Source organism: Leptospira ainlahdjerensis, from assembly GCF_016919175.1.
GTDB lineage: Bacteria > Spirochaetota > Leptospiria > Leptospirales > Leptospiraceae > Leptospira > Leptospira ainlahdjerensis.
Genome location: NZ_JAFFPU010000020.1, coordinates 23178 through 47221, shown reverse-complemented (window position 1 = coordinate 47221; position 24044 = coordinate 23178). Strand labels below are relative to the sequence as shown.

Sequence of the window (24044 nt, the reverse complement as noted above, 5' to 3'; positions counted from 1 at the left end):
ACCCTTGGAGATCGTGTCGCCTAAAGATTCACTGATGTCCTTGATGGCACGGACCAGATCTCCGAGAGGAATCGGAGTCGGAAGTCCGGGCGGCGGCAGTGGGGGAGCAGCAGCTCCTTCCGGTTTGGGTGCGCCGGGTTCGGGAGGTTTTCCCTCAGGTGGTGGAGCTACTCCAGGCGAAAGCAGTGGTCTTCCGGGACAGGCTTCTTTTCCCGAAGAACATCTGGATCCCAACGCGATGGATCTTCCCGAAGATACTTTTTTTTCGGAAGAATGGGAGAAGTTCAAAGACCTTCCTCTTGTCGATAGACGCACGGGAGAAAGCCGAAGGTCCGGAGGAGATCGAAGAGGACAAGATCCGAATCGTAAGGACCGCCGAGACGGAGATGACAGAAGAAAAGAGGATCTCTTCAAACAGAGAGACGAATATCTCAAACAAAAAGTAGAACAGAAAAAAAGAGAAAGAGAGGAAGCTCCTCCTCAGCAGAATCCTCCGGAAACCGAAGACCTTCTCTGGCCGGACGCTCCCGTTCGGGACGACCTTCCTCCTTTTTTAGCTCCGGTAATTCCTAAGATCGAACTGGTTCCGATCCGGCTCCCCGATCCGACTGATAAAACCCTCCGTCCGGAAGAAGAACTCCCGAAGACTGCGCCTCTTTCTCCTTTGGGAGAACTCAAAATCGATTCTCTTCCCGCGCCTTCCGAGACGCCGGAAAAGGAAACAAAACCATTAGAACTTCCTAAAATAGGTCTTCCCGATCCGGAATATCAAAAGACCGCGGAATCTACCCCCGAAATTCCTCACCTCGCGCCTGCGACTCCGCCGGGAGAAGAGGAAGCGCCCGAGATCGAAGTATTGGAAGGCGGACTCGAACCTTTCGGCGAAGAAGGGGAGGAAAACGAAGAAGGAGGAGAAGAATCGGGGGGTTCCAAGGAAGAAGAGCCTCGTATGATCCACGGTATTTTGGAGTTAAAACCTCCGGAAGTGGACGACGCGCCTTTCTTAACTCTGACTTACGATTTCGGAAAAATTCCTCATGCATTTAAACTTTCTAAGAATTACAGTATTATGGAATACTCATACTATAAATACAAACCTATGCTCGTAAAAGCTCAGGAATTTGCCAGAAGAAAAATGTTGAAAAACGCGCTCAACTACTATCGAGTCATCAAATCCCAAAACATTCCTCCCGAACTCAGAAAGATGATCAATCGAAACATCAAAGATATCACCGAGTTTATGGAAAAATATCTTATGGCGAAGGGCGGTTAAACCCTTCTTTTTTAGTTGGTTTTTTCGGTAGGCGATTTTTCGGAACTTTCCAGAGAAAAATAACGATGGATGTTAAAACCGATCGTCCATTCCTTTTTATCGTAGTTGTAATCCGCGCCTCTCAGAAGTTGAGTATGGGCGATCGCGCGGCTGTTCGTGACAAAAAACTGAAAGACGTGACCGCCCGTTTCGAAGTCCACGCCGAAACTCAAAGGAACCGTGGAATACTCCACAGGTTTTGAAAGAAGAATATTGTTCACAAGCGCATCGATCGATTTTCCTCTCGCGATCAGATCGTTCACTTCGGAAGCAGAATATTCCACACCGCCGATTTTGGTTTTTCTATCTTCACTCGTGTAAGAATCTCCAACGTAATCCCTTTTCGGAGTGAGAATCGTAGCAAACGTAAAGTCCACTCTTTTAAAAAGATGAAGACGAAACGAAACATCCAAACCGGTTCTATCGTTGGAAATATGATCTTTGACGTAGTTACGGTGAACGAACATAGGAGAAACTTGGATTGAAAGAACGTCGTTGAATCTTCTTGAAATCAAAAAAGACGCAAGCGTGCTCTGACGATCCGTATAACTGAGTTCATAAGTGTTTAACTGTTTTTCAAGATTCGAATCCAAGGTCGGAATTCCGGTCGAAGGCCGAAGATGCGGACCGAAAAATTGTTCCTGTTTCGAAGTCTCCTGGCCAAAAACTCCGAAAAAACTCACGGTCACCGGAAAGCCCGAATCCTGGGTGAGCATACGGATTTTGGATCTCGCTTCGTAAGTTTTTTGAAAAGACGTTCTTGCGATCCCGACGGTGATTCGATCGGTGACCCCGTAGTCCAAGGAAAGTTGAGTATTGGCTCCGTTGTCCAAACCGAAAAAGTCATAGGAAGTGGATTTTGCGTCTCCAAAACGGTGATTGAACCGGAAGTCCAGACCGTTTTTTCCCACGTCTTCCGTACTTGGCATGTGAATCAAACTGCTTCCTAAGAATGCTGATTTTCTTTGTTCTTGAGAGAACGCAGGAAAAACGAACGCAAGAAAGATAAGGGGGGCGATAAGACGAAAAGCGAGATCATTCATTCTTTGTTCTGCCATAAGATATTGGTTTCGATTCGAATTTTCTCATTGAGTTTTAAGATCACTAATTTCGGAATTTCGATTTTAAAATCCGTAAGAAGAATTTCAAAATTCGAACGAATCAAAAAGTCTTTATCCTTCTCCTCAATGGTACCTTGGATCTTAAAATTCTTTTTGGTGATTCCGTGTAAGCCGAGTTCGCCTTCGATTTCAACCGTTTTCGATTTAAGATCCCATTTTGTAATCACTCCCGCGAAGGATGCGATCGGATGTTGTTCCGTTTCGAGATAATTCTCGTGCATGTGATTGTTCATCATTCGATTGGGAACGCTCAATGCATTGAGATCGACACGGATGACAACCTTCTTCGTATCCAAGTTCGCGGAACCTTCGACTTTCGAAACCGTTCCACGAATCGTTTCCTGGGGAGCCTCGCTTAAAAACTGTATATTCGCTTCTTTGACGACCAGCTCTTTCGTCTTTTTTTCCGAAAGAAGAGCGGTCGTTGTTGAGATCGTAAAAACGATCCCACAAAGAAACACGACCGTTTTTGTTTGCGGAAAAATCAAGGGTTGGCTCCTTTGAGAGTCCAGCAATAGATCGCTTTATTGATCGAGTTCGTGTTGTAGAGTCTCATCGATCCCGTATTGATCTTAGTAAAGAGCAAACTTGCTTTCGGATTTCCAACGGTGACCCTGTTTCTTACGCCGTTGAAAGAAGTGATGTCAAAACCCGCGTTCGCGTTTGTTGCGCTATGGCAGCTCGCGCAAGTGGCGGTTGTTCCGGCTTGACCGAGTGTAGAGAACGCAGGAGCCGGATCCGTACAATCCGCGTCCGTAACTTCGGTAAGAGGAGCGCTGGAACCTAAGAGGAGTGCGAGATTTTTCAAAGGATCTTCCTTATCCGAGCTCTTCTCACTTTCACAATTCCCGAACAGTGTAAACGCGCAAAGCAGAACGACGCCGATAAACGCACGATTTTGAATTTGATTCATAATATTCTCCTATGAATACTTTGCGAAAGGTTCGCAAAGAGTTTTGATTTTCATTTCCAGATTTGTGCGGAAGGGTCTTCATAAAAAATCAAAAATAAAGAAACCGTTTTTATCGGAACCAACTCCCGATAACCCGGAAGGTAGACGATTCTTTATAAAACGATCACTCTCTTTCAAACAATTCTCTATCGTTTGATGGAACTCAATCGGTAAACATTCTCTTTTATTGAATCATTCTTTAATTTGTCTGAGCCATTAGTTTTGATGTTTTACTTTCGGAAGAGAATGTTACAAAACGAATTCTTACCAAACTTAAAATTCCAGGTCTACATAAAAAAAGATCCGACCTCTTGCTTCCTTTGATTTTTTGAATTCGAATCCCGGTGGACGCAAAGTTTGTTTAACAAAACATGGAAGTTGAACCTATGTTTCTTTAAGGTTCGGGATGGAAACTAAGAAAGCTTCGGATTCTTACCTACTCTCCACGTTTTATTTCGATCACGATTCTCCGTCCGTCCTCAAGTTTATAGAAGAATGTACAAGTCCGAAAAATTCTCCTCTGGAAAAACTGAAGGAGTTTTATTTGGGAGTGAGGGATCGGATTCGATACAATCCTTACGTGGTTACGGATTCTAAAGAATCGTATCGTGCAAGTTCGATCGCGGAGAGTAAACAAAACTACTGTATTCCAAAATCCCTTCTTTTTGCGGCGGGTGCTAGGGCCTTAGGTTTTCCTTCGAAGATCGGATTTGCGGACGTTGTCAATCATCTCGCGAGTGAACGTTTGATTCAAGTTTTGGGAACCACAACTTTCGCCTTTCATGGATATGCAGAAATTCTAATAGACGGAAATTGGATCAAAGCCACTCCCGTTTTTGATCAGGATCTTTGCAGAAAGTTCGGCGTGGAACCTCTTGATTTTGACGGAACCAAGGACAACGTTTTCCATTCCTTTGACGGGAAGGGAAAGAAGTTTATGGAATACGTAAATCAAAGAGGTGTTTTCGATGACTTTCCCTTTGAATTTGTAATCCAAGGTCTGAAGGATTTTTATCCGGAAGTTTTCGGAAAACGTCTGAAAGGCGATCTTAGAAACGAAAAGCCCGTCTCTTGATCCGATTCTATTCCCGTTTTTGATTTTAAAACGCCAAAAATTTGGCCTAGGTTTGTTTTCGTTGTCTTTTCAAAATATGAGTTTATTCTCGCTTTTGTTTTATCGTTTCGGTCGCTATCAACTCGTGTCTCTTTCATTCGATAAAATTCGATCTTTTTCATTCTACTTATTTCGGTTTAATAAATTCTTTCCGTTCGAATTCACTTGCATCAGTTTATAATCTCGAACTCGATAAAACTGAATCCAAAGTGAAAACACTTGACTCACCTCTTAAGTTATATTAGTATGAGCGCCCTTAAAACATATGAAAACACTTTATGGAATCATTCAAAGGTTTGGAATTCGAAAAAAATTGATCCTTCTTTTCGGATCGGTTCTGATTCCGATCGCAGTGTTGGTGGCGCTTGCATTGATCAATACAAAAGACAGGATCGAAGATATAGAAACGATCTATGAAGATCGAGTCATTCCTCTCAAACAGCTCAAAAAAATTTCGGACCTTTACGCGATCTTTATCGTGGATTGTGTTCACAAAGTTAGAAGCGGAGCGTTTACACCCGAAGAAGGTGTGGCCAATTTGGATAAGGCGACTTCCGGAATTCAGAAAGAATGGACGTCTTACAATGCGACCCATCTTGTCCCGGAAGAACGCGCGATCATCCAAGAGCTGAACCCTCTTTTTGAAGCTTCGAATTCCGCGACCGCTGAAGCTCGCGCTTTGATGCTCGCAAAAGACTTTGCAGGTCTGGGCGCGTTTGCCGATAACCGTTTGTATTCGAAGATCGATCCCGTCACCGAAAAGATAGAGGAGTTGATCCAAGTCCAGTTGAGAATTACGGATAAGATCTATATCAAAGCCGAGAAGGAATTCTCTTTTAGCGGGATCGTTTTTATTTTTCTTTCCGGTTTGACTCTGAGTTATATTCTTCTGATTGCGATCGTTTATTCGATTCACCTTGTCAAGGGTTTGAACTCGGTGAGCCGCGCGATCAAAGAGGCAGACTTTTCTCATCCGGTCGACGTGGTCGAAGATTCCAACAAGAAGGACGAACTCTATTTATTACTCATAGCCTTTCGTCTTTTTCAGATCAAAGTTAAGGAGATGTTGGATACAATTCTTAACTTTTCGGAAAGTATCGTCGCTTCTTCGGAACAACTTTCTCAAGCGGCCGATCATCTTTCTTCCAACGCTCAATCCGAATCCGCTTCCGTGGAAGAAATTTCAGCTTCTGTGGAAGAGATCAGCTCCGGGATGGAATACGTAAATCAAAACGCGGAATCCCAGTATGCTCTGATTTCTTCGTTTAACGGAGAGATGCGAGAACTCGAAGGAATGATCAACAAAGTCGGAGAAGCCGTAAAGAATTCTTTGAACAAAATTTCGGAGATGTATCTCAAAACCGACTCCGGTAAGAAGACGATGGGAGATTTAGCCGATACGATGGAAAAGATCGAGAGTAGTTCCGTGGAAATGCAATCCATCACCGCGATCATTAAGGAAATTTCCGAAAAGGTGAATTTACTAGCATTAAACGCGGCTATCGAGGCGGCGAGGGCGGGAGAACACGGGAGGGGTTTTGCGGTGGTCGCGAGCGAGATCACAAGACTCGCGGAACAGACGGATTCAAGTGCGATGACGATCGAAGAGTTGATAAAGACGAGTAACGCAGAAATTGAGACCGGAAGAAGAATTGTGGAAAATTCTGTGGCGGTTTACGCTGAAATTTTGAGCGGACTGGAGCACTTAAAGGAATCTTCCAATCAGATTGTGGCTACGATGGAACTTCAACAGGAGAAAAAAGAGAAGATCCGTTTCGGTGTGGATCAAGTTGACGCGAAGTCGGAAGACATTCGAAATTCAGTAAAAGAGCAGAAGGTCGCGATCACCGAAACCGCAAATGCGGTTTCCAATATTTCGATTACGGTCCAGAACAGCGCGGCCAATTCGGAGGAGATCGCAGGAAGCGCGGTGAGCCTTTTGCAGATCGCAAAAAATTTACAGGAAACGATGAACTTCTTGAAAGGTTGAGTTCGTTTTTTGAGTCTCTCTTTTTGGGAAAGAATTTTCTAAAAAGAGAAAGATCCAAACTCGGTTCCACTTTTTTTTGATGGATGTCCCTTAGGGGGTTGATTGTTTTTTTTACTTTCTCTTTTGGAAGTCTTCTTAAAAGAAAGAAACCAATGCAAACTCCTTCCAAACCTTTTTTTTATTCAAGAACCAGAACCTTATTTTTTTTCTTTGTTTGTCTCTTCTTCGCGAACTTCTGCAATCAAAACGAAGAAGAGACTTCCTTGGAGAACCTGCTTCTTTTAGGAGCTTACAACCAAGCTCAGTGTTCACCGGAGGCAAACCTTTCGAGAACCGGAACTAATCGGACCTTTTTTACTTCTTTTGAATCCGTGAATGATTTTTCGAATTTTTATATCGTTCCTCAAAATTATCAAGGAAGCGCTTCTCACGATCTTTCTTCGGAACAGGTTTTGAGCGGAGCCAAGTCCCATAAAGGTTGGATTTATTCCGCTTACAATCCGAGCAATCCTTGGATCAACAACAATCACCGTGGATATCCTACGATTCAACTTCACAAAACTTCGGGAGGCAGTTTTGTAACTCCGGTTTTGATCACATTCAACGTTTGGTTGGATATGAATCTTCGAAAGATGTCTCCCGAAAACGAATGGTTTAGTTTTGCTACGATCGCCGACGACGCTTCGGATTCCTGGAACGGCCCCGTCCTTGTGAATTTGAGTCAGGAAGGTTTTGTTCATCTCATGCACGTTCCTTCCACTGGCCAGAAAGTTACTTCCTTTCAAACTTCTTCTCTTCCGTATCCGAAGTCTCAGTGGGTTCAACTCAAAGTTTTTTTGGATTTTCAAAATCCAGAAGGTGTGGTTAAGGTCTGGCAGAATGGAACTCTCGTTTCGCAGGCCAAGGTTTATTGTAGAAAAAAAACGGTTTCACAACTTCATTTCGGTCTCTACGCGCCTCCGAGCGTTTCCACCGGTTCCGTTTTTAACGACGACTTGAAGATCGAAGAGATCGACGGAAGTCTTTGAACGTTTTGAGATCGCCCTAAAATCTGAAAAATGTGGGAACTCCCATTCGGAATTTGAGAACGATACGTCTTTTGGAAAGTTCGTAAGCCGCTTTTTTTTGCGGAGGGAATTTTGTGGGAACTCCTCCGTTTTTACTACGATTGGCGCCTCTTTACAAAGTTTGAAGACACATTTCTTCTTTTTAAAACCGGGAAATTTTTTGAGAACCTCTCCCGAGGATCGGCCTTTGAACCCCTGTTCCGTTTTTTTTGGGCGCATCGTTTGGTTCGAAACGGACACGCGAGAGGGATCGAAGCGGAAATCCTGAGATGCGCTTTTGGTGGATTCGGGACAGCGCATCTCAGATTGGAGCGGAGAGCCCGGTCCCGCTCCCTGAATCGATTCGTTTTTGCTTTCGGGGGAGCTGAAAGCGGGACTCGCCCAAAGCATTCAAAAAAAGGAATATTCGAAGAATGTTATTCCCAGCCGAGTTCCTCTCTGAGATTGTTGAGTCTTCTTCGATTTGCGAGAAAATCGAAAAGCCCAAGGATGGATTCGGAACGGATTTGGACCGTTTTCGTTTTTTCTTCGAACAAGAATTCCACGGTATCGGGAAAGTGAAATACCCTTGTGTAAAATCGGGTCTTGATATAATTTCCGTTCTCCTCCAAGATGCTCACTCGGTCCGCGTTTTCCAACTTTTCCTTGAGTTTTTGGAATGCTACTTCCTTTTCTTCGCTGTAATGAAAGGGGTCGATATGATGAATCGGATTGTAGGTTGAGCTCTGACTGGAGACGCAGTTCGGTCGGGGGGAACAATAATTGAGCTCGTCTTCATAAACTCCCGTTCTGGGGCCGACGAGCGACGTACAACAAAGAAGAATCAAAAGCGCTGTTTCCATCCTTCTATTAGGCTTCGTTTTGATTTATCTTTGCGAGGTCTTTTTTGTTTTGAGTTTTTTTCCGTGTGAGTTCCTACTTTTTTTGTCCCTTGAGTATGGAATTTCACTGATTTTTTTTTGTGAGAGTTCCCACAAAAATCTCTTTTGCACTTCGTTCAGGAAAGGGAGAAGAATTCGGGTTTTCTTTTGAAAGTTTCGGAGGAGTTCCCACAATTTTTTCGCGAAAAGAGATGGCTCCCGGGATTCAATCCTCGATTTATAGGAACTTCCTTGGAACGTTCTCCTGCTTTTTGAAAAGTAGGAACTCACACAGCGGCGCTTCTTAAGGAAAATTCCACCGGAGTTCCGTCCAAAATTTTTTAGAATTAAAAAAAAATTAGAATCATTCTAAAAAATATTTGCTTCCGGGGGCTGGGAGGATAGGATGGGAGGGTCTAAAGTTTCAAAACAAATTCACAAAGGAGAAACAAAATGCCTCAGGTTACATCCCTAGCACCGGATTTTAAAGCAGAAGCTGTTCTTGGAAAAGAAATCAAGGAAATCAAACTTTCCGATTACAAAGGAAAATGGGTAGTTCTATTCTTTTACCCTCTCGACTTCACTTTTGTCTGCCCGACCGAGATCATCGAATACGATAACCAACTCGCAGAATTCAAAAAACTCGGAGCGGAAGTGCTCGGCGTCTCCGTGGATTCCGCATTCACTCACTTAGCTTGGAAGAACACTCCAAAAAAAGAAGGTGGAATCGGTGACATCAAGTATCCACTCATCGCCGACCTCACGAAGTCCATCTCCAGAGACTATAATGTCCTGACTGACGGAGGAGTGGCCCTGAGAGGAACCTTTATCATCGATCCAGCCGGAGTGATTCGTCAAGCAACGATCAACGACCTTCCCGTGGGACGTAATATCGACGAAGCGATTCGTCTGATCAAGGCATTCCAATTCGTTGAAAAACACGGAGAAGTATGTCCTGCGAACTGGGACGAAGGTAAAAAAACGATGGTTGCGGATCCTCAAAAATCCAAAGACTATTTCTCCGCAGTAAACTGATTTTTTCCTGTCCGCAGGCCTTTGCCTGCGGATGATGGTCCCTAAGTGATTGAGAGCGCGAATTTGCGATCAAGAAACCAAAGTCCCATTCTTATACATCCATTTTGGAAGAATGTTCGAGGGTTTTTGGTCCCGCGAGGATGAGGAAGTAGTTTTTAGAATTCCTTCTTCGAACAAAAAGAAGATCCCCGGAGTTGGGGAATTTTTGTTTTGAGTTTTCGATCCGACGTTTTAACGGGCCCGGCTCTTGAGATCGCGAGAGAAACTCAGAAAAACGCTCTTTTCGACAAAACCGTTTCTAACGTTGAGCGGAAACGAGAATCGTCTGAATGTGGAATTTTGTAGGAGTTCCCACAAAATAAGGGAAACTTTTTCGTTGCAAAATTAGGATTTTGTGATAGAGAAAATTTTCCGGAGACTCCCACCACCCACCCCGCCACCCAAAATCAGGGTGGGGCCAGCGAAGTTTCACGAGTGAACGTCGTTGTTCCGACAATTCTTGTTGAGAAATGTAGTTTCTGCACAAGGAAAAGTTTCTGGGTCCAGCGGAATCTCGAGAACTTGAGTGTAACGCGATTCGTGTTTCAGTTCGCAATGGAACTCAGTAATTTGCTTCCAATGGGTCGCAAATTAGCTCGCAATTCATGTCTAACTTTCGGAGGCAAAGAAGATGGAACAAGTCCTGGAAAAAGAAACCCATCCCGAGGATCGGTTTTACCGAGCCGATAACTTCCCGAAGGGGCTGACCCGAAAGGTTGTAGAATCCATTTCTCATATCAAGAGTGAACCTTCCTGGCTTACCGAGTTTCGCCTCAAAGCATTCGAAATCTACGAACAAAAACCGATGCCGAATTGGGGATTTTTTCCCAACTTCAACGTAGACATCGATTCTTATACTCATTATATCGGATCCAATCAAAAAAAGAAAAAATCCTGGGATGAAGTGGATCCAGAAGTTCTAAAATCATTCGAGCGACTGGGGATTCCGGAGCACGAACGAAAATATCTCGCCGGCATCGAAGCGATGAACGATTCCGAAACCGTCTACGCAAACGTGAAGAAAGAATTGACCGATCTCGGGATTCTTTTCTGCGATATTGATACTGCGATCAGAGAATATCCTGATATCGTTCGGAAGTATTTGGGAACCGTCGTGAGCGTCGGTGATAACAAATTCTCCGCCCTCAACAGTTGTGTTTTTTCCGGAGGATCCTTTGCTTACGTTCCAAAAGGAGTAAAAACTCCGATGCCTCTTCAAGCCTATTTCAAAGTGACTGCCGCTTCTTCCGGGCAATACGAAAGAACATTACTGATTGCTGATGAAGGCGCAGAGATAGAATATTCCGAAGGATGTTCTTCGGTTCAAGACAAAGGAACCAACTTTCACACTGCGGTTGTAGAACTCGTAGCCCACAAGAACGCAAAGATCTTTTATACAACGATTCAGAACTGGAAGAAGAATATGTATAACTGGACCGTCAAACGCGGGTTATGCCATGAAAGAGGGCATATCACCTGGACCGACGTAAACATCGGAGCAAACACCGTGAAATATCCTGGTATCGTACTTCAAGGAGATCATTCCACAGGCGATATTCTTTCTCTCGCATTTGCAGGCGGGGGACAGATCCAGGATACGGGTGCGAGAATCATCCACGTAGGGAAGAATACAAGAAGCAATATATTAGCAAAAGGTGTTTCTCTGGACGGAGGAATCAACTCTTACAGAGGACTTGTGAAGTTTACAACAGGTTCGGAGAATTCTTATTCCCACGTAAAATGCGACGGTCTTATGATGGACAATCGCTCTCAATCCCATGCGTATCCTTACAACGACGTTTCCGGTCAGAACGGAACTCTCAACTATGAGGCTACCGTTTCCCGAATCGACGAAGACCAACTCTTTTATCTTCAATCCCGCGGATTATCGGAAGACGACGCAAAACTTCTCATTATCAACGGATTCTGCGAAGGTGTGACCAAACATCTCAACGTGGAATATTCAGTGGAGATGACGAGGCTCATCCGTATGATTCTCGAAGACGGACACGTAATCCAGGAAAACAATCAATCCGTCGTGACCTAAATCCTTTTTTTGCGCGTAAGAATATTATAAAAAAAGAATATTCTTACGCGTTTCGGTTCCATTCCTGCCTTCTTTTTCCATTCAAGAATCAAGTCCCGGAAAAAATCCATTTTTTGGATCCTTTTCTGTATATCGAAGTCGGTTTTTTAGTCCGAAGCCCTTTTGCTTAGGAGGTCGAACTTCGATTTTGGCTTATATCCGACCCGTTCTAAGATACGGACAGAGTCGTTTCTTTTTTTTTACAGATCAAGTCGATCGCAGGTCAAAAGTATGGAAGTGTTTTGGGAGTGTTTTTTTATAAAACCCTCTTTTGTAAAAAATTTCTTGACTAAACCGAATTCGGGTTCGGTACAATGAGGGTATGTTTCGGGCATCCTTTTTTATAATTCCATTCTTCTTTTTTAGCTTCTGTGATCCCGGAAAAGAACCTTATAATCCGGCTGTTCCTTATTCTCAAGCTTGGAAGGATACCGAGATTTTGAAATGTCTCCTTTTGCAAACGCCCGCATGTATTGAACCGGTTTCCAATGCAGCTGCTAACGGCAGCGTTTTTTTTCCGGAAAAAGTTTCGGATACCGGACAAACACTCTGTTACGATACGACTACGAACATCCCGTGTTCGGACGCAACCTATCCGCGTCAGGATGCGGATTTTGCGAATCTTCCTTCTGCGCGCAGTTATACTGGGCCGACTTCTCATTCGGTTTATACGAATGATTATACGACATTGGACAATATCCGAGGTTTGATTTGGAAAACCTGTCCCGAAGGATTGAGCGGAAATCTTTGTACTATCGGTGGCGCGAACACTTATACATTTTCCACGGCTCCCGGAGCTTGTTCCGCTTTGAATTCCCTTAACTCAGGAGACGGTTACGCAGGAATTAAAACTTGGAGACTCCCTTCTATCTTGGAATTGGCCCGCTTTGCAAATACTGAAAATCCCACCGGCGTGGATTCCGCAAACTTTCCGGGCAATCCGGCCACGACTTTTTATTCTTCCACACCCTATTTGCTCAGTCCTGCGACAACGGGTTGGTATGTTTTTATGAACAACGGGTTTTATAATCAGATGAACTTCGGTACGGGGCCTTATGCCGTCCGTTGTGTTTCGGGAACTTCCCTTCAAACTCCTTCTTTTACGGATAACGGGAACACGACCATTACTGACAATCGAACCGGTCTTATTTGGCAGAGTTCCGGAGCGAGCACAGGCACTTGGCAACAAGCCTTGAGCACTTGTTCGGCATTGAATCTTGCGGGGTTAAGTTGGAGACTTCCAAACCTGAACGAGCTGCAAAGCATCGTCGATTACTCGATTTCGAATCCTTCCATCAACGGGACTTTTTTTCCCGGAACCGCTTCGCAGTATTATTGGGCTTCGGGCACCGACCGTTTCAATCTAACATACGGTTGGTCGGTGTTTTTTAACAATGGTCTAATGGGCGGAAATGGAAAAGCCGCGGCCTGGTATTATCGTTGTGTATCCGGTCCTTAAGTTTTGCGAGTTCCATTCCAAAACTCGATTTTAGTCCGGGGATGGAAAAGGACTCGTAATTTTCAGAATTTCAGTAGAAAATGCTATTTCCCTTTTCGGATCTTGCTCGGAAATTACCGTCTTTTAGTATTAGCCCGATATGGAAACACTCGACTCCCATCTCTTAAACTCCGAATTCTTTCGGCAAATCTTTGAAACGAGTCGGGACGGAATTGCGATCGCGAATCTGGATGGAATTTTTTTAGAAGCGAACCCCGCCTTTCTTTCCCTTACGGGTTATACGATAGAAGAACTCCGTAAAATCACTCTTTGGTCCCCGGTGCAAAATCATCGGGTTGCGAATAAAAAAAGATTTTTTGAAAAATATCTCTTAGCGACCGATTACTCTCAAGAATTTGAAATCGAATACTTACGCAAGGACGGAAGCATCGTTTCTATATGCGTAAAATCTTATGTTATAAGGGACGATTCTAAAAACCCTATCGCCGTTTGGGGAATTGTAAGAGATATCTCCGAACAAAAAAAGAACGAGACCGTTCAGAAAAAACTCTACCTAGAAGCCAAGGAAGGCTGGGACGCGCTCAAAAGTATTTTTTTACTCAATCCGCTTCCTATGGCTCTAACGGAAATTGAAACCGGAAGAATCTTGGAAGTGAATCAAAAATTTGCGGAACAGGCGGATTCTACGATCGAAAAGATCATCGGAAAAACCACTTTAGAACTCGGATTTTGGTTTTCCGGAGAAGCGAGGGAAACAGTGATTTCGATCCTGAAACGCGACGGTTTTGTGGATGGAATCGAAATGCCATTTCGAACCGCGACCGGAATCGAGTTTTGGGGGTTGTTCTCCGCAAAAGCGATCGAATACAAAGGTAAAAAAGCGCTTTTGAGTATCACAGTTCCTATGACCGATCGAATCAAGGAAGAAAAGGAAAAACAAAAACTCTTGGACGATGTCCGCGAAAAGGAGGAAATTTTAGATCAGATATTCCGTCTCAACCCGTCGGCAATCACATTATCAAAATCGAATGGAGCTTATCTTTTTGTAAACGATCTGTTTTTAGAATATCTCGGCAAAACGAAGGAGGAAGTGATCGGTAAATCACCGGTCGAACTCGGAGTTTATTATGATTCGTCCGATCGTGAGAGAATTCTGAACGGTTTAAAAAAGGACGGTGTAGTTCGAAACCTCGAGGTAAAAATGCGGACCCTTGACGGAAAACTACGGACGATCCTTTTTTCAGCAAGAATGTTGGATTCTTTCGGAGAGAAAAAAATTCTTGCGATCGGTCACGATATTTCGGAGATCAAGGCGTATGCGATCGAATTGGAATCCCTAGCGAAAGAATTGGAACGCAGCAAAGGAATGTTTCAAAAATTATTTCAGCTCATTCCATCCTCTTTGGTTCTCACCGATTGGGAAAGTCGCAGGATCGTAGACGTCAACGAACGATTTTTGGAGATGGTGAAACTCGAACGAGAAGACGTTCTCGGAAAAACCACACCCGAGATCAAAGTATGGGACAACGCAGAGAACTTTAGAGCCGAGGTCTACGAAGCTCTTTCGAAACACGAAGAAGTAAAAAATTTAGAATCCGTCTTTACCGCTTCCGATGGAAGCGAGATCCCGATTCTTTATTCCGCAAGAATCACGAAATTGGACGGAAGAAAACACGTCATTTCACTCGCGACCGATATCACCGATAAAAAGAAGTCCGAAAGGGAAAGAAAGGCTTTGGATGAGGAACTTCGATTGAGTAAGGATCTTTTCGAAAAATTATTCCAACTCAACCCGGCCGCGGTTTCGCTTTCGGATCTTGAAACTGGGGTTTATCGTCAAATTAATCAATCCTATTGCGAACTGATCGGGTATTCCCGCGAACAGATTATCGGTAAGTCGTCCATAGAATTGGGAATTTGGAGGACTTCCTTTGATCGTGCGGAGCTTGTAAAACAACTACAGGAAAAAGGCGGATCGGGACCGATTGAAGCAAGTATACAAAGTTCGGACGGAACCGTAAAACACGTGTTATCCGGAAATAGGGTTTTTCAATGGAACGGCAAACCGATGTTGCTCGCCCTTTTGATAGACGTTACTGATAAAAAAAGGACCGAAGCAGAAAGAGACGAATATTTCGCGAAGATGCAGGAAAGTAAGGATCTTTTTGAGATGGTTTTCGAGATGAATCCGGATACGATCACTCTTAGTAATCTTTATACGGGAGAATATATCAAGGTAAACGAACATTTTTCCGAGATGTTGCAGTATTCCAAAGAGGAAACAAAAGGAAAAACCGCCGTCGAACTCGGAATCTGGAGCGATATAAAAGAAAGGGAAGCGGTCGTCGATAAGCTGAAACGCGACGGGCTTGTCAGAGACCGGGAAGTCCGGTTTCGAAGAAAGGACGGCGAACTCGTAGATACTTTATTTTCCGCACGTCTTGTCAATTTAGGAAATGTTCCGACTTCGATCGCGATCACCCGCGATATTACACAGATTAAAAACGCAACTCGGGAAAAGGAAGAACAGGCAAAACAGATCGCTTTACACGCTCAGGCTTTTATGGAGATGGCGACTGATTCCGAATTTGCATCCGGAAACTTGGAATCGGGCGCGCGAAAAATCGCGATTATGGCCGCGGAGGTTCTGAATTGTGATCGAGCAACGATTTGGATTTTCGACAAGGACGATTTGAGTGTTTGGTCGGTAGTAGCCGGTTGGGATCGAAGGGACCAACGTTATATCGAAAAAATAAGAATGAACCTAACGTTATACCCGCGTTATAGGGAATCGATTCTAAAGGATAGATTCGTGGATGCGACCGACGCAATTCATGACCCTCGAACTTCGGAGCTCGCGGAGGATTACAGCATTCCTCTAGAAATCGTTTCGTTACTGGACGTTCCATTTTTTGTAAGGGGCAAAATCAAAGGTATCGTATGTTTGGGTCACAGAAATGAATTGAGAAAATGGAAGGGTTACGAAAAACAATTCGTCTTAACGATCGCCGAACAAGTGACACAACTTTTGTTAAACGCGGAAAGAAAGGAAGCGCAAGAAGAATTGGAAAGGGCCGTCCTCGTAAGAACCTCAGAATTGGCTCAAGCTCTGGAGAATTTACAAAAAACCCAGGAACAGTTGATACTTTCCGAAAAAATGGCGGCCCTTGGACAGCTCGTAGCGGGAATCGCGCACGAAATCAACAATCCGTTAGGCGCCATTGCCGCATTGAGCGGAGAACTGAAAGCGTATCTGAATTCATCGGCTGATAGAATGGAAAAACTAGGACATCTGCTTTCATCGGTTGATAGAAATTTTGTGTTTAATCTTTCTGAAATGATAAGACGAGGAATCGAGAGTAAGGAAAATATTCTTTCGAGAGAAAACAGAAGAGGCGTTTTGAACGAGTTACGCACACGATTGAAAACCCTTGGTTACGAAAATTCTCACGATATAGCGGATCGGCTTTTGGACAGCGGGCTTCCGCATGCGTTGGAAGAATTTCAGATTCTTTTTGAAAATCCGGTCGATTACCCCCTCGTTAAGTTCGCTCTGGAGGAAATCCAGACGTACAAAAACATTCTTTCAATCCGTTTAGCCGTGGATCGGACCGCAAAGATCGTCTACGCGCTCAAAAATTACGCGCATATCGACTCGGAAGAATCAAGTGGAAAGACTTGGATCGATCTGGCTGAAAACATAGAAACCGTACTTACGATCTATCACAATAAGATCAAAAGCGGAGTCGAATTGGAACTTGAGTTTTTGAAACGTCCACTGATCCAAGCTTATCCGGATGACTTGATTCAGGTCTGGACGAATCTTATCTATAACGCGCTACAGGCGATGAGGTTCAAAGGAAAAATCAAAATTTCTATTTCTGAATCCGAAGAAGAGGTTCGAGTTTCGGTCGAAGACAACGGACCGGGAATTCCGTCGGAGATGGTTGAGAAAATTTTCGATCCTTTCTTTACGACAAAGGGACCGGGTGAAGGAAGTGGTTTGGGTTTGGATATCTCCCGGAGAATCGTAAAAAAGCACGATGGAAGAATCGAACTCAGTTCTGAACCGGGGAAAACGATCTTTCACGTTATTCTTCCGAAAGGGTCGGCCTGATTCTAAATTCGTTCTTTGTTTTTCTAATATTCGAGTTTTGGAAAATTCCTCGGTTTCTTTTTAAGAATCTATAAAACGAAAAAAATTCCGGACTATCAATCCAAGTTCCGGTCCTATCTTTTTTCGTTTCCGGCATTTTAACGGAGACGGTCTATTTCAGTCTTTATTCTATATTATATCCATGTTTTCTCAGTCTGCGGTTTTGACGTAAAACACAATCGGAACAGAAAGTTCTCGCTTTCCAGTTGATCCGAATGAGAATCGATCCGGGAAAAACGAATCGAACGCAGATCGGACTCGTTTTTATTTTTCTTTTAAAAGCCGAAAATCGACGCAGTTTTAACAAAATTTTTCATCAATAAAAAGTTGAATTCTTGGAGAATTTAGTTTCTATTGCCTGATGGAAAATAAGCTTTTGGATTCGTTTCTTTTCGGTTGGTTTTTTATTATCGGAATTGCAATTCTCATCGGAAGTTTGCTCTTCCCGAAAACCGAAGATGTTGTGGATCCTTCCGGGACAATCGCTACTTCTCCTTCCTTTTTCCAAGAACTCGCTCTTGGGATTGAATCTTTTCTTCAGGAAGTAAAATCAAGTTCGGATACCAATTCGACCTCCAATTCTTCCTCTCCTTCGAATGAACCTCAAGAGGATCCGAACGATATTTTTAATCGGGCCTACGAGGCCAATGCTAAGGGGGAATATCAGAACTCAGTGGACGAATATACGAAGTATTTGGAAAAGGTTCCGAACGATACGTCCGGTCATTACAATCGAGGACTCGCTTTTTATCATTTGGATCGGTATTCTGAAGCTCTTACCGATTTTGAAAAGGCGACTGAATTGGATCCTAAAAAAGCGGTAGCATTTTTATACAAAGGATATTGCAACGAGAGACTGGACAATTGTATGCAATCGATCGAAGACTTTCAGACGGCGATCGACTTGGGTTACAATCGAGACGCTGAACTTTTTAAGTTCAAAGCGCGTTGTGAAAACAGAGAAGAAGATTATTCGGAAGGATTAAAAGACGCCTTGAAAGCGGTAGCGCTCGATAAAAAAGATTCCTATAATTTTTTCGAAGTTGCCTATGCTCAATATGGTTTAAAAAAATACTCAGACTCGGCCGCGACATACTCTAAGGTTCTTCAGATGAATCCGAAGGACGACGTCGCCTTACACAATCGCGGACTGGCCTATGTTTCTATGAAAAAAACTTCTTTGGCTTGTAAGGACTTTCAGAAATCTTTCGATCTCGGATACGAAGACTCCAAGGATAGACTCAAAGAATATTGTAAATAAGAATCGCCTGAAACGTCGCTTTCCCCGAGGCTCGAACTTAAATTTTGAATTCAAGCTTTTTTCGAAACGAATTTAGTTTGTCGGAAGAATTGACCGGCCTGAAAAAGTTTTGCTTTTGTTTTAGAGGTTGGAATTTCGCATTCGATTCTTATAAAGACTAAAATGTTTTGTCTTTTCGGCGATCTCGATTTTTCCCAGCTCCGTTTCCTTTTGAATTCTTTCCCGGATTTTTTCCGAAGAAAGATACGGAGAATTGTATCCGTGATCGAAGACGATCCAATCTTTGAACTCTCGATTTTCACGGATCGGATAAACGGAATTCCGAAACGAAACAAACGGAGAAAGATGAAAGCCCGCTGAAACCGAATTTCCTTTCGGAATTTGTTCGAGAAGAATATACAATTCTTCGACTTTTTCTTTTTGTAAAAAAAGTCGTATCGGATACTGACCGTCCTTCCCGTTTCTATAAACCGAAAAGAAAAATGTGATTCCGATCAGAAGTAGAAGTTTCTCCTCCCGAGCAAAAGGAAAGAATGGGATTCTTTTTTTTCCTTCAATCCAACTCTGGATTTTTTCGGCCCCTTTTTTTAGAACTAAAATGAAGAATGGAATCAAAGGATAGATATAATAGCTGTACATTTCCCTCACCCAAGGATGAACGGACAAACGAAAGATCGAATACAAACCCAAAAAAGGCAGAAATATCCAGCCTGAAATCCAATTCCAAAACCCCCATTCCAAACTCAAATCTCTGAGACCTTTTGCGTATTGACGAATACTTTCAGGATTTTGAATGTAGTTGAGAATCGTTCGTGAAGGATTTGTTTCCGCGCCTCCCCAATATTCTTTCCAATTTCTTTCCGCGGAATTTCCTACGAATGAATTTAAGTAAGGATAAAAAATCCAGTAGTGAAAAAGACAAACTAGAAACACGAATATCCATTCTTTCCTTTTTTCTTTTTCGATAAAAATCAAAACGAGTGAAAGCCCGCACAGATAAATCGCCAGATCCTCTTTGACTCCTAAGAATAAAAAAAGCCCCCCGATCGTTAGCCAGTGTTTTTGTTTTAGAATTCCGATTAGGAGTAAAAGAAAGGTAAACGGAACCAAGATCTCAAAGTGGAGGGAATGCCCCAAGCGATAAAAGCTCGAAGATCCCGCCCAGAGTAAGACGGCGCACAGAGAAAGTTCTTCAGTAAGAAAGGATTCCCTGAGATAAAAATAGAGAAGGGGAAGTGTGATCGCGCTGAAGAAAAAAACTCCGATTCCAAATCCCAATTCGGCCCCGAAGAGGATCGTGAAAGGGGACAAAAGTAAAATGGCCGGCGCCAAGTGGTGGGAAAGAAAATTCGCATTCTCATGGAAGCCGTAATACTGTGTTTCAAAAAAATTGCCTTGAATTACGGTGAACATCATTCTTGCCTGCGCCGTATAGTCGAAGTCCCCAAGTAAAAACGAATCGAGCGCTTGTTTTGTATAAACGATTCCCTCGATCCATACGATCAAGGACCAATAAACAAGCCAGAAAAGCGGAGGAACTGTTTTATAAGATTCCCGTTTTTTATTTTTTAAACGCCAGAATAAGAAAATTCCTAACGTTAGGGATCCGAATATCAAATAACCGAAGACTCCTTTGCTTCCCATCCAATATTGAACGGGAAGATAGAGTAGAAAAAAAGGATAAAGAAAGGGAAACGAGGACATACGATTTCTATCCAAGATTCATTCTTTCATTCTAAATTCTCTCGAAAAAAAAATTTCAGTAGGTTTTCTGACAAGGGGACGAATATTTCTTTTATTCCGCGTTTTCGATCCGATAGAGACAAGCCTTTGAAACCGCGGCGCTTTCGATCGTATAGGCTCTGCAGTCTTTCGTCCAACGACTCAGGCTATCGTTTTGTCCCAGCTTGTAGAGGGCTCTTTCATACAATAAACTGCAGAGACAAAGGGCGGTGAGGATCATTAGATTTTCTGCAACTTTCTCTTTTGTATCGTCCCGATCGATGGATCGAAAGATGGAGACCGCTTTTTCGAACGCGTCCCATTGTTCCGTTAAGAATCGGGAAGGTTTTTCCACTTCCTTTCGAATCGTCTCCAGATATTTTCTGAAATTTCCATCGAGTGTCATTCCCGCGACGATTGCGCCTGTCGCGATTCTCACGTGAATCTGACTGGTTCCTTCGTAGATCGTATTAATCCTGGAATCTCGGAACATTCTCGATACGTCATAGTCTTCCGTATAACCCGCGCCTCCGTGGATCTGAATCGCGAGATAAGCGCATTTGTGGGCTTCCTCTGAACAATAGTATTTTGCAATCGGAGTGAGAATCGAAGCTAAATTTCCCCAAGTTTTTACTCTTTCATCTTTTCGAATCTCTCTATCTTCTCTATTCGATTTTTCTAATCTGATTTGATGATGTTGGTATAGATCCACGACTCGAGCGGTTTCGAATGTAAGAAGTCTCATCGCGTTAACTTCTCTTTGAATTTTGTGGAGCATTTCCGCGACCGCCGGTATTTCCACGATCGGTTTGCCAAATTGTTGTCTTTCTTCCGCGTATTTTTTGGATTCATAGAATCCGCCTGCCCCTCCTCCAGGGCCGCCCGCCGCGCTTCCGAGCCGCATAAAATTTGTCATTCCCGCTGTATAACGGGTGAGTCCGAGACCCTCTTCGCCTAAAAGTTCAGCGCAACTATTCTCATAAACGATCTCGCATGTGGGAGATGCGTGAATTCCCATTTTGGTTTCGATTCCGGCCACGGTCGCATCGGAACTTTTTACAAGAAATACCGAAAGTCCGCGAGCCCCTCCGTTTTGCTTTCCGGTTCTTGCAAGCGTCAAAAGACTCGAAGGATAAGGTCCGAGTCCGCATCCTTGGGAGATAAAACGTTTGGTTCCGTTGATACGATAACTTCCGTCCTCGGTTTTTATCGCGGTCGTTCTTACGTTATTTAGATCCGATCCGAAGTCGGGTTCCGTAAGAGCCATCGCAAAAAGAGTTTCACCTAACGCGGCTTTTGCGGCGAATTCTTCTATCTGCTTTTCTGTCCCGAATCTGGCGACGATCTGAGCAAGGTTTAAGAGTGTGATCGTCATACAAAACGAAACGTCTCCTCTTGCCATGATCATCACGAAAAAGGCTCCCACGGTTGCGGGAAAACCGAGTCCTCCGGCTTCCCTCGAGATGGAGTAAGGCATGAGTCCCGTTTCGCGGAATTTTTCGTAGATGGAGATCGTTTCCTCCGGAAAGATCACTTTTCCGTTTTCGTAACGAAGATTTTTTTTATCCATCGTCTGTGAAAGTTGAGAGACTTCCTTTCCGAAAAATTCTCCCAAGGATTCAAGACTGGATCGGTAGAGATCAATCGCCTCTTGCGTGTTAGACGGAGCCATTTCATATCTCGAATCGGCCGTTTTTTTATAGTATTCGTGATCGAAGAATTCTTCACCTTCGGTCGATTTTACGATCGAAGGCCAATCGATCAGATGTTCGAAAAATATTCTTAAGTCTTCGTCGTCCGTAAAATAATTGTTAGCTATCATTTTCTTTTCAGATCCCTTATGCGAGTTGCGAAACCTTGTTTTCTTTTCCGATTTCGTAAGCCGCGTTCAATCCTTCCAGGAACGCCCTTTCCGCATCGATCCCCTTTGCGTCTTTGGCTCCTCCGATCAAAAAGATCTGTTTCCGAGGGAATTGCGAACGAACCGCTTCATAAAGAGAGTTTTCTCTTTCCTGTCCCACACATAGAATCAGAGAATCGCATGGATATAAAAGTTCCTCCCCATTCTTTAGGATTACCTTGAGTCCGTCCTTCGTAATCTCTTTGTAGTCGAGTCCATGAAAGAATTCCACACCCGACGCTTCCAGTTCTTGTTTGAGAGCCCAGAACGTCGTGGGTCCGAGTCCCGCACCGTGTTTACCGTTTCTTCGAAAGATCGCAACTTCCCTTTTTGCTCTGTGGGGTTGGATCGCCGCGTTCGTATAAGAATCGATATTGTATTTTTTAGAATACGATTCCAGAGTAGGATCGTTCTCTTCAGTGAGCTTGTGAGCGACGTCCACTCCGATCCCGCCTCCGCCGATAACCGCGACTTTTTTTCCGGGCTTGAATTTTCCGGTCAGATAATCAGTGTAATTTCCGATCGGTAGGATGTCGATTCCGGGAAGATCGAATCCTCTCGGCTTTACTCCGGTGGCAAAGACGATCGTATCCGGATCGATTTCGTTTAATAATTCGAGATCACAATCAGTATTCAAACGGATCTCTACCCCGAGCGCGGGAAGTTCGTTTTTAAAATATCGGATCGTCTCTTTAAATTCGGATTTACCGGGAATATTGGATGCAAGTATGAACTGTCCACCCAATTCATTCGATTTCTCTATTAGAATAACCTTATGTCCTAACGAGGCGCCGGCTCTTGCGGTTTCAAGGCCAGCCGGTCCGGATCCGATCACCACTACCTTTTGCGGTTTTACCTGAGAATCGGTTTTGTAGTCGAGCTCGTTTACCGCTTCAGGATTTACCAGACAAGAAACCGATTTGTCGATGAATGCGTGATCTAAACAGGACTGATTGCAGGCGATGCATGTATTGATTCGATTCGACATTCCGTTTTGAATTTTTTTTACGATATTCGCATCCGCAAGAAAAGGCCGCGCCATGGAAATGATATCTGCTTGGTTGTTTTCAAAAATTCTTTGCGCCGTAATCGGATCATTCACTCTGTTGGACGCGATGATGAGAACTCCCGGAGTTTGTTCTTTGATTCTGCCTGCAATGTTCGCCCAAGCCCCTCGCGGAACCAATTGGCTGATCGTTGGAATTCTGGATTCGTGCCAACCGATTCCAATATTCAAAGCTGAAACATTCTCTTTTTCTAATGTATCAGCGAGAAGACAAACATCTTCGAAAGTCGGATTTCCAGGGATGAGATCGATTCCGGACATTCTAAAAATAACCGGAAACCCTTCGGGAAGATTTTTGATAACCGAACGAAGAACTTCTACGGCCATGTTCATTCTTCTTTTGGAATCCCCTCCGAAATGATCGTCTCTTTGATTTGTAACGGGAGAGAAAAATTGATTGATGAGATAACCTTCGCTTCCCATGATTTCCACCGCGCCGAATCCCGTTTCCTTCGCAAGTTTTGCGGCGATCCCAAAGTCTTCCACGGTTTTCCAACAATCTTCTTCGGTGAGCGCGCGGGGAATATAACGATTGATCGGAGCTCGGATCGCAGACGGAGCTACGCAGTTTCTATCAAAGGCGTATCGACCAGCATGGAAAAGTTGGGCGCAAAGAATTCCTTTTCCCTTTAAAAGAGAGTTCATCTTTTGCAACTCGGACGCGTGTTCGGCATTCTGAATGTTGAAAAAATGTTTGGATCCTTTTGCTTCTTCGTTCACCGCAATTCCGCCGGTGACGATCAAGCCGACTCCGCCTTCAAACCGTTTACCGTAAAAAGCTGCCATTCTTTCTGCGGTCCCGGTTTTACCTTCGAGTCCGAGGTGCATGGACCCCATGATAAATCGGTTGGGAATTGTGGAATTTCCGATTTTTACGGCCTGAAACGCTTTTTCCATGATTAAT

15 protein-coding genes and 1 pseudogene are annotated in these 24044 nt (G+C 43.7%); 9 read left to right on the top strand and 7 right to left on the bottom strand.

Features of this window, described 5'->3' with window-relative positions; translation table 11 throughout:
* Positions 1-1273: pseudogene (locus tag JWG45_RS04945) on the top strand (hypothetical protein); the annotation flags it as partial.
* Between the two features lie 11 nt (positions 1274-1284).
* Here JWG45_RS04945 and JWG45_RS04940 read toward each other — a convergent pair.
* Genes JWG45_RS04940 through JWG45_RS04930 form a run of 3 tightly spaced genes read right to left on the bottom strand, consistent with a single transcriptional unit; the run spans position 1285 to position 3346 of the window.
* Positions 1285-2370, bottom strand: coding sequence for a DUF5777 family beta-barrel protein (locus tag JWG45_RS04940; protein WP_205278670.1), 1086 nt, complete (start codon positions 2368-2370; stop codon positions 1285-1287).
* Complete coding sequence (locus JWG45_RS04935) at positions 2352-2894, bottom strand: YceI family protein (RefSeq protein ID WP_332476266.1); 543 nt, start codon at positions 2892-2894, stop codon at positions 2352-2354. The genes JWG45_RS04940 and JWG45_RS04935 overlap by 19 nt, the downstream gene beginning before the upstream one ends.
* 23 nt (positions 2895-2917) lie before the next feature.
* Positions 2918-3346, bottom strand: coding sequence for an LIC11213 family lipoprotein (locus tag JWG45_RS04930; protein WP_205278668.1), 429 nt, complete (start codon positions 3344-3346; stop codon positions 2918-2920).
* A gap of 445 nt (positions 3347-3791) precedes the next feature.
* Between JWG45_RS04930 and JWG45_RS04925 the strand changes: the two genes are divergently transcribed.
* The 3 genes from JWG45_RS04925 (at position 3792) to JWG45_RS04915 (ending at position 7517) form a co-directional block, all read left to right on the top strand.
* The gene (locus JWG45_RS04925) at positions 3792-4460 is read left to right on the top strand and encodes a transglutaminase-like domain-containing protein (protein WP_205278667.1); all 669 of its coding nucleotides are present in this window, start codon (positions 3792-3794) and stop codon (positions 4458-4460) included.
* A 304-nt stretch (positions 4461-4764) separates the two neighbouring features.
* Entirely contained in the window at positions 4765-6489 is a 1725-nt protein-coding gene (locus JWG45_RS04920) for a methyl-accepting chemotaxis protein (protein WP_205278666.1), read from the top strand.
* A gap of 152 nt (positions 6490-6641) precedes the next feature.
* Entirely contained in the window at positions 6642-7517 is an 876-nt protein-coding gene (locus JWG45_RS04915) for a heparin lyase I family protein (RefSeq protein ID WP_205278665.1), read from the top strand.
* Positions 7518-7972: 455 nt separating this feature from the next.
* On the opposite strand, the gene JWG45_RS04910 is transcribed toward JWG45_RS04915, so the two are convergent.
* Positions 7973-8398, bottom strand: a complete 426-nt coding sequence (locus JWG45_RS04910; RefSeq protein ID WP_205278664.1) for a DUF1499 domain-containing protein — start codon at positions 8396-8398, stop codon at positions 7973-7975.
* Between the two features lie 471 nt (positions 8399-8869).
* Between JWG45_RS04910 and JWG45_RS04905 the strand changes: the two genes are divergently transcribed.
* From JWG45_RS04905 to JWG45_RS04885, 5 genes are all read left to right on the top strand, one after another.
* Entirely contained in the window at positions 8870-9451 is a 582-nt protein-coding gene (locus JWG45_RS04905; protein WP_010574111.1) for a peroxiredoxin, read from the top strand.
* A gap of 670 nt (positions 9452-10121) precedes the next feature.
* Positions 10122-11537 (top strand): Fe-S cluster assembly protein SufB, encoded by a 1416-nt coding sequence (gene sufB, locus JWG45_RS04900; RefSeq protein WP_205278663.1) that lies wholly within the window; start codon positions 10122-10124, stop codon positions 11535-11537.
* A 361-nt stretch (positions 11538-11898) separates the two neighbouring features.
* The gene (locus tag JWG45_RS04895; RefSeq protein WP_205278662.1) at positions 11899-13035 is read left to right on the top strand and encodes an Lcl C-terminal domain-containing protein; all 1137 of its coding nucleotides are present in this window, start codon (positions 11899-11901) and stop codon (positions 13033-13035) included.
* A gap of 139 nt (positions 13036-13174) precedes the next feature.
* The gene (locus JWG45_RS04890) at positions 13175-17152 is read left to right on the top strand and encodes a PAS domain-containing sensor histidine kinase (RefSeq protein ID WP_205278661.1); all 3978 of its coding nucleotides are present in this window, start codon (positions 13175-13177) and stop codon (positions 17150-17152) included.
* Positions 17153-17552: 400 nt separating this feature from the next.
* Positions 17553-18452, top strand: coding sequence for a tetratricopeptide repeat protein (locus tag JWG45_RS04885; protein WP_205278660.1), 900 nt, complete (start codon positions 17553-17555; stop codon positions 18450-18452).
* Between the two features lie 120 nt (positions 18453-18572).
* On the opposite strand, the gene JWG45_RS04880 is transcribed toward JWG45_RS04885, so the two are convergent.
* The 3 genes from JWG45_RS04880 to JWG45_RS04870 form a co-directional block, all read right to left on the bottom strand.
* Positions 18573-20156, bottom strand: a complete 1584-nt coding sequence (locus tag JWG45_RS04880; RefSeq protein WP_205278659.1) for a DUF2079 domain-containing protein — start codon at positions 20154-20156, stop codon at positions 18573-18575.
* 91 nt (positions 20157-20247) lie between these two features.
* Complete coding sequence (locus JWG45_RS04875; RefSeq protein ID WP_205278658.1) at positions 20248-21996, bottom strand: acyl-CoA dehydrogenase family protein; 1749 nt, start codon at positions 21994-21996, stop codon at positions 20248-20250.
* A 16-nt stretch (positions 21997-22012) separates the two neighbouring features.
* Complete coding sequence (locus tag JWG45_RS04870; protein WP_205278657.1) at positions 22013-24037, bottom strand: oxidoreductase; 2025 nt, start codon at positions 24035-24037, stop codon at positions 22013-22015.
* Positions 24038-24044: the final 7 nt, after the last annotated feature.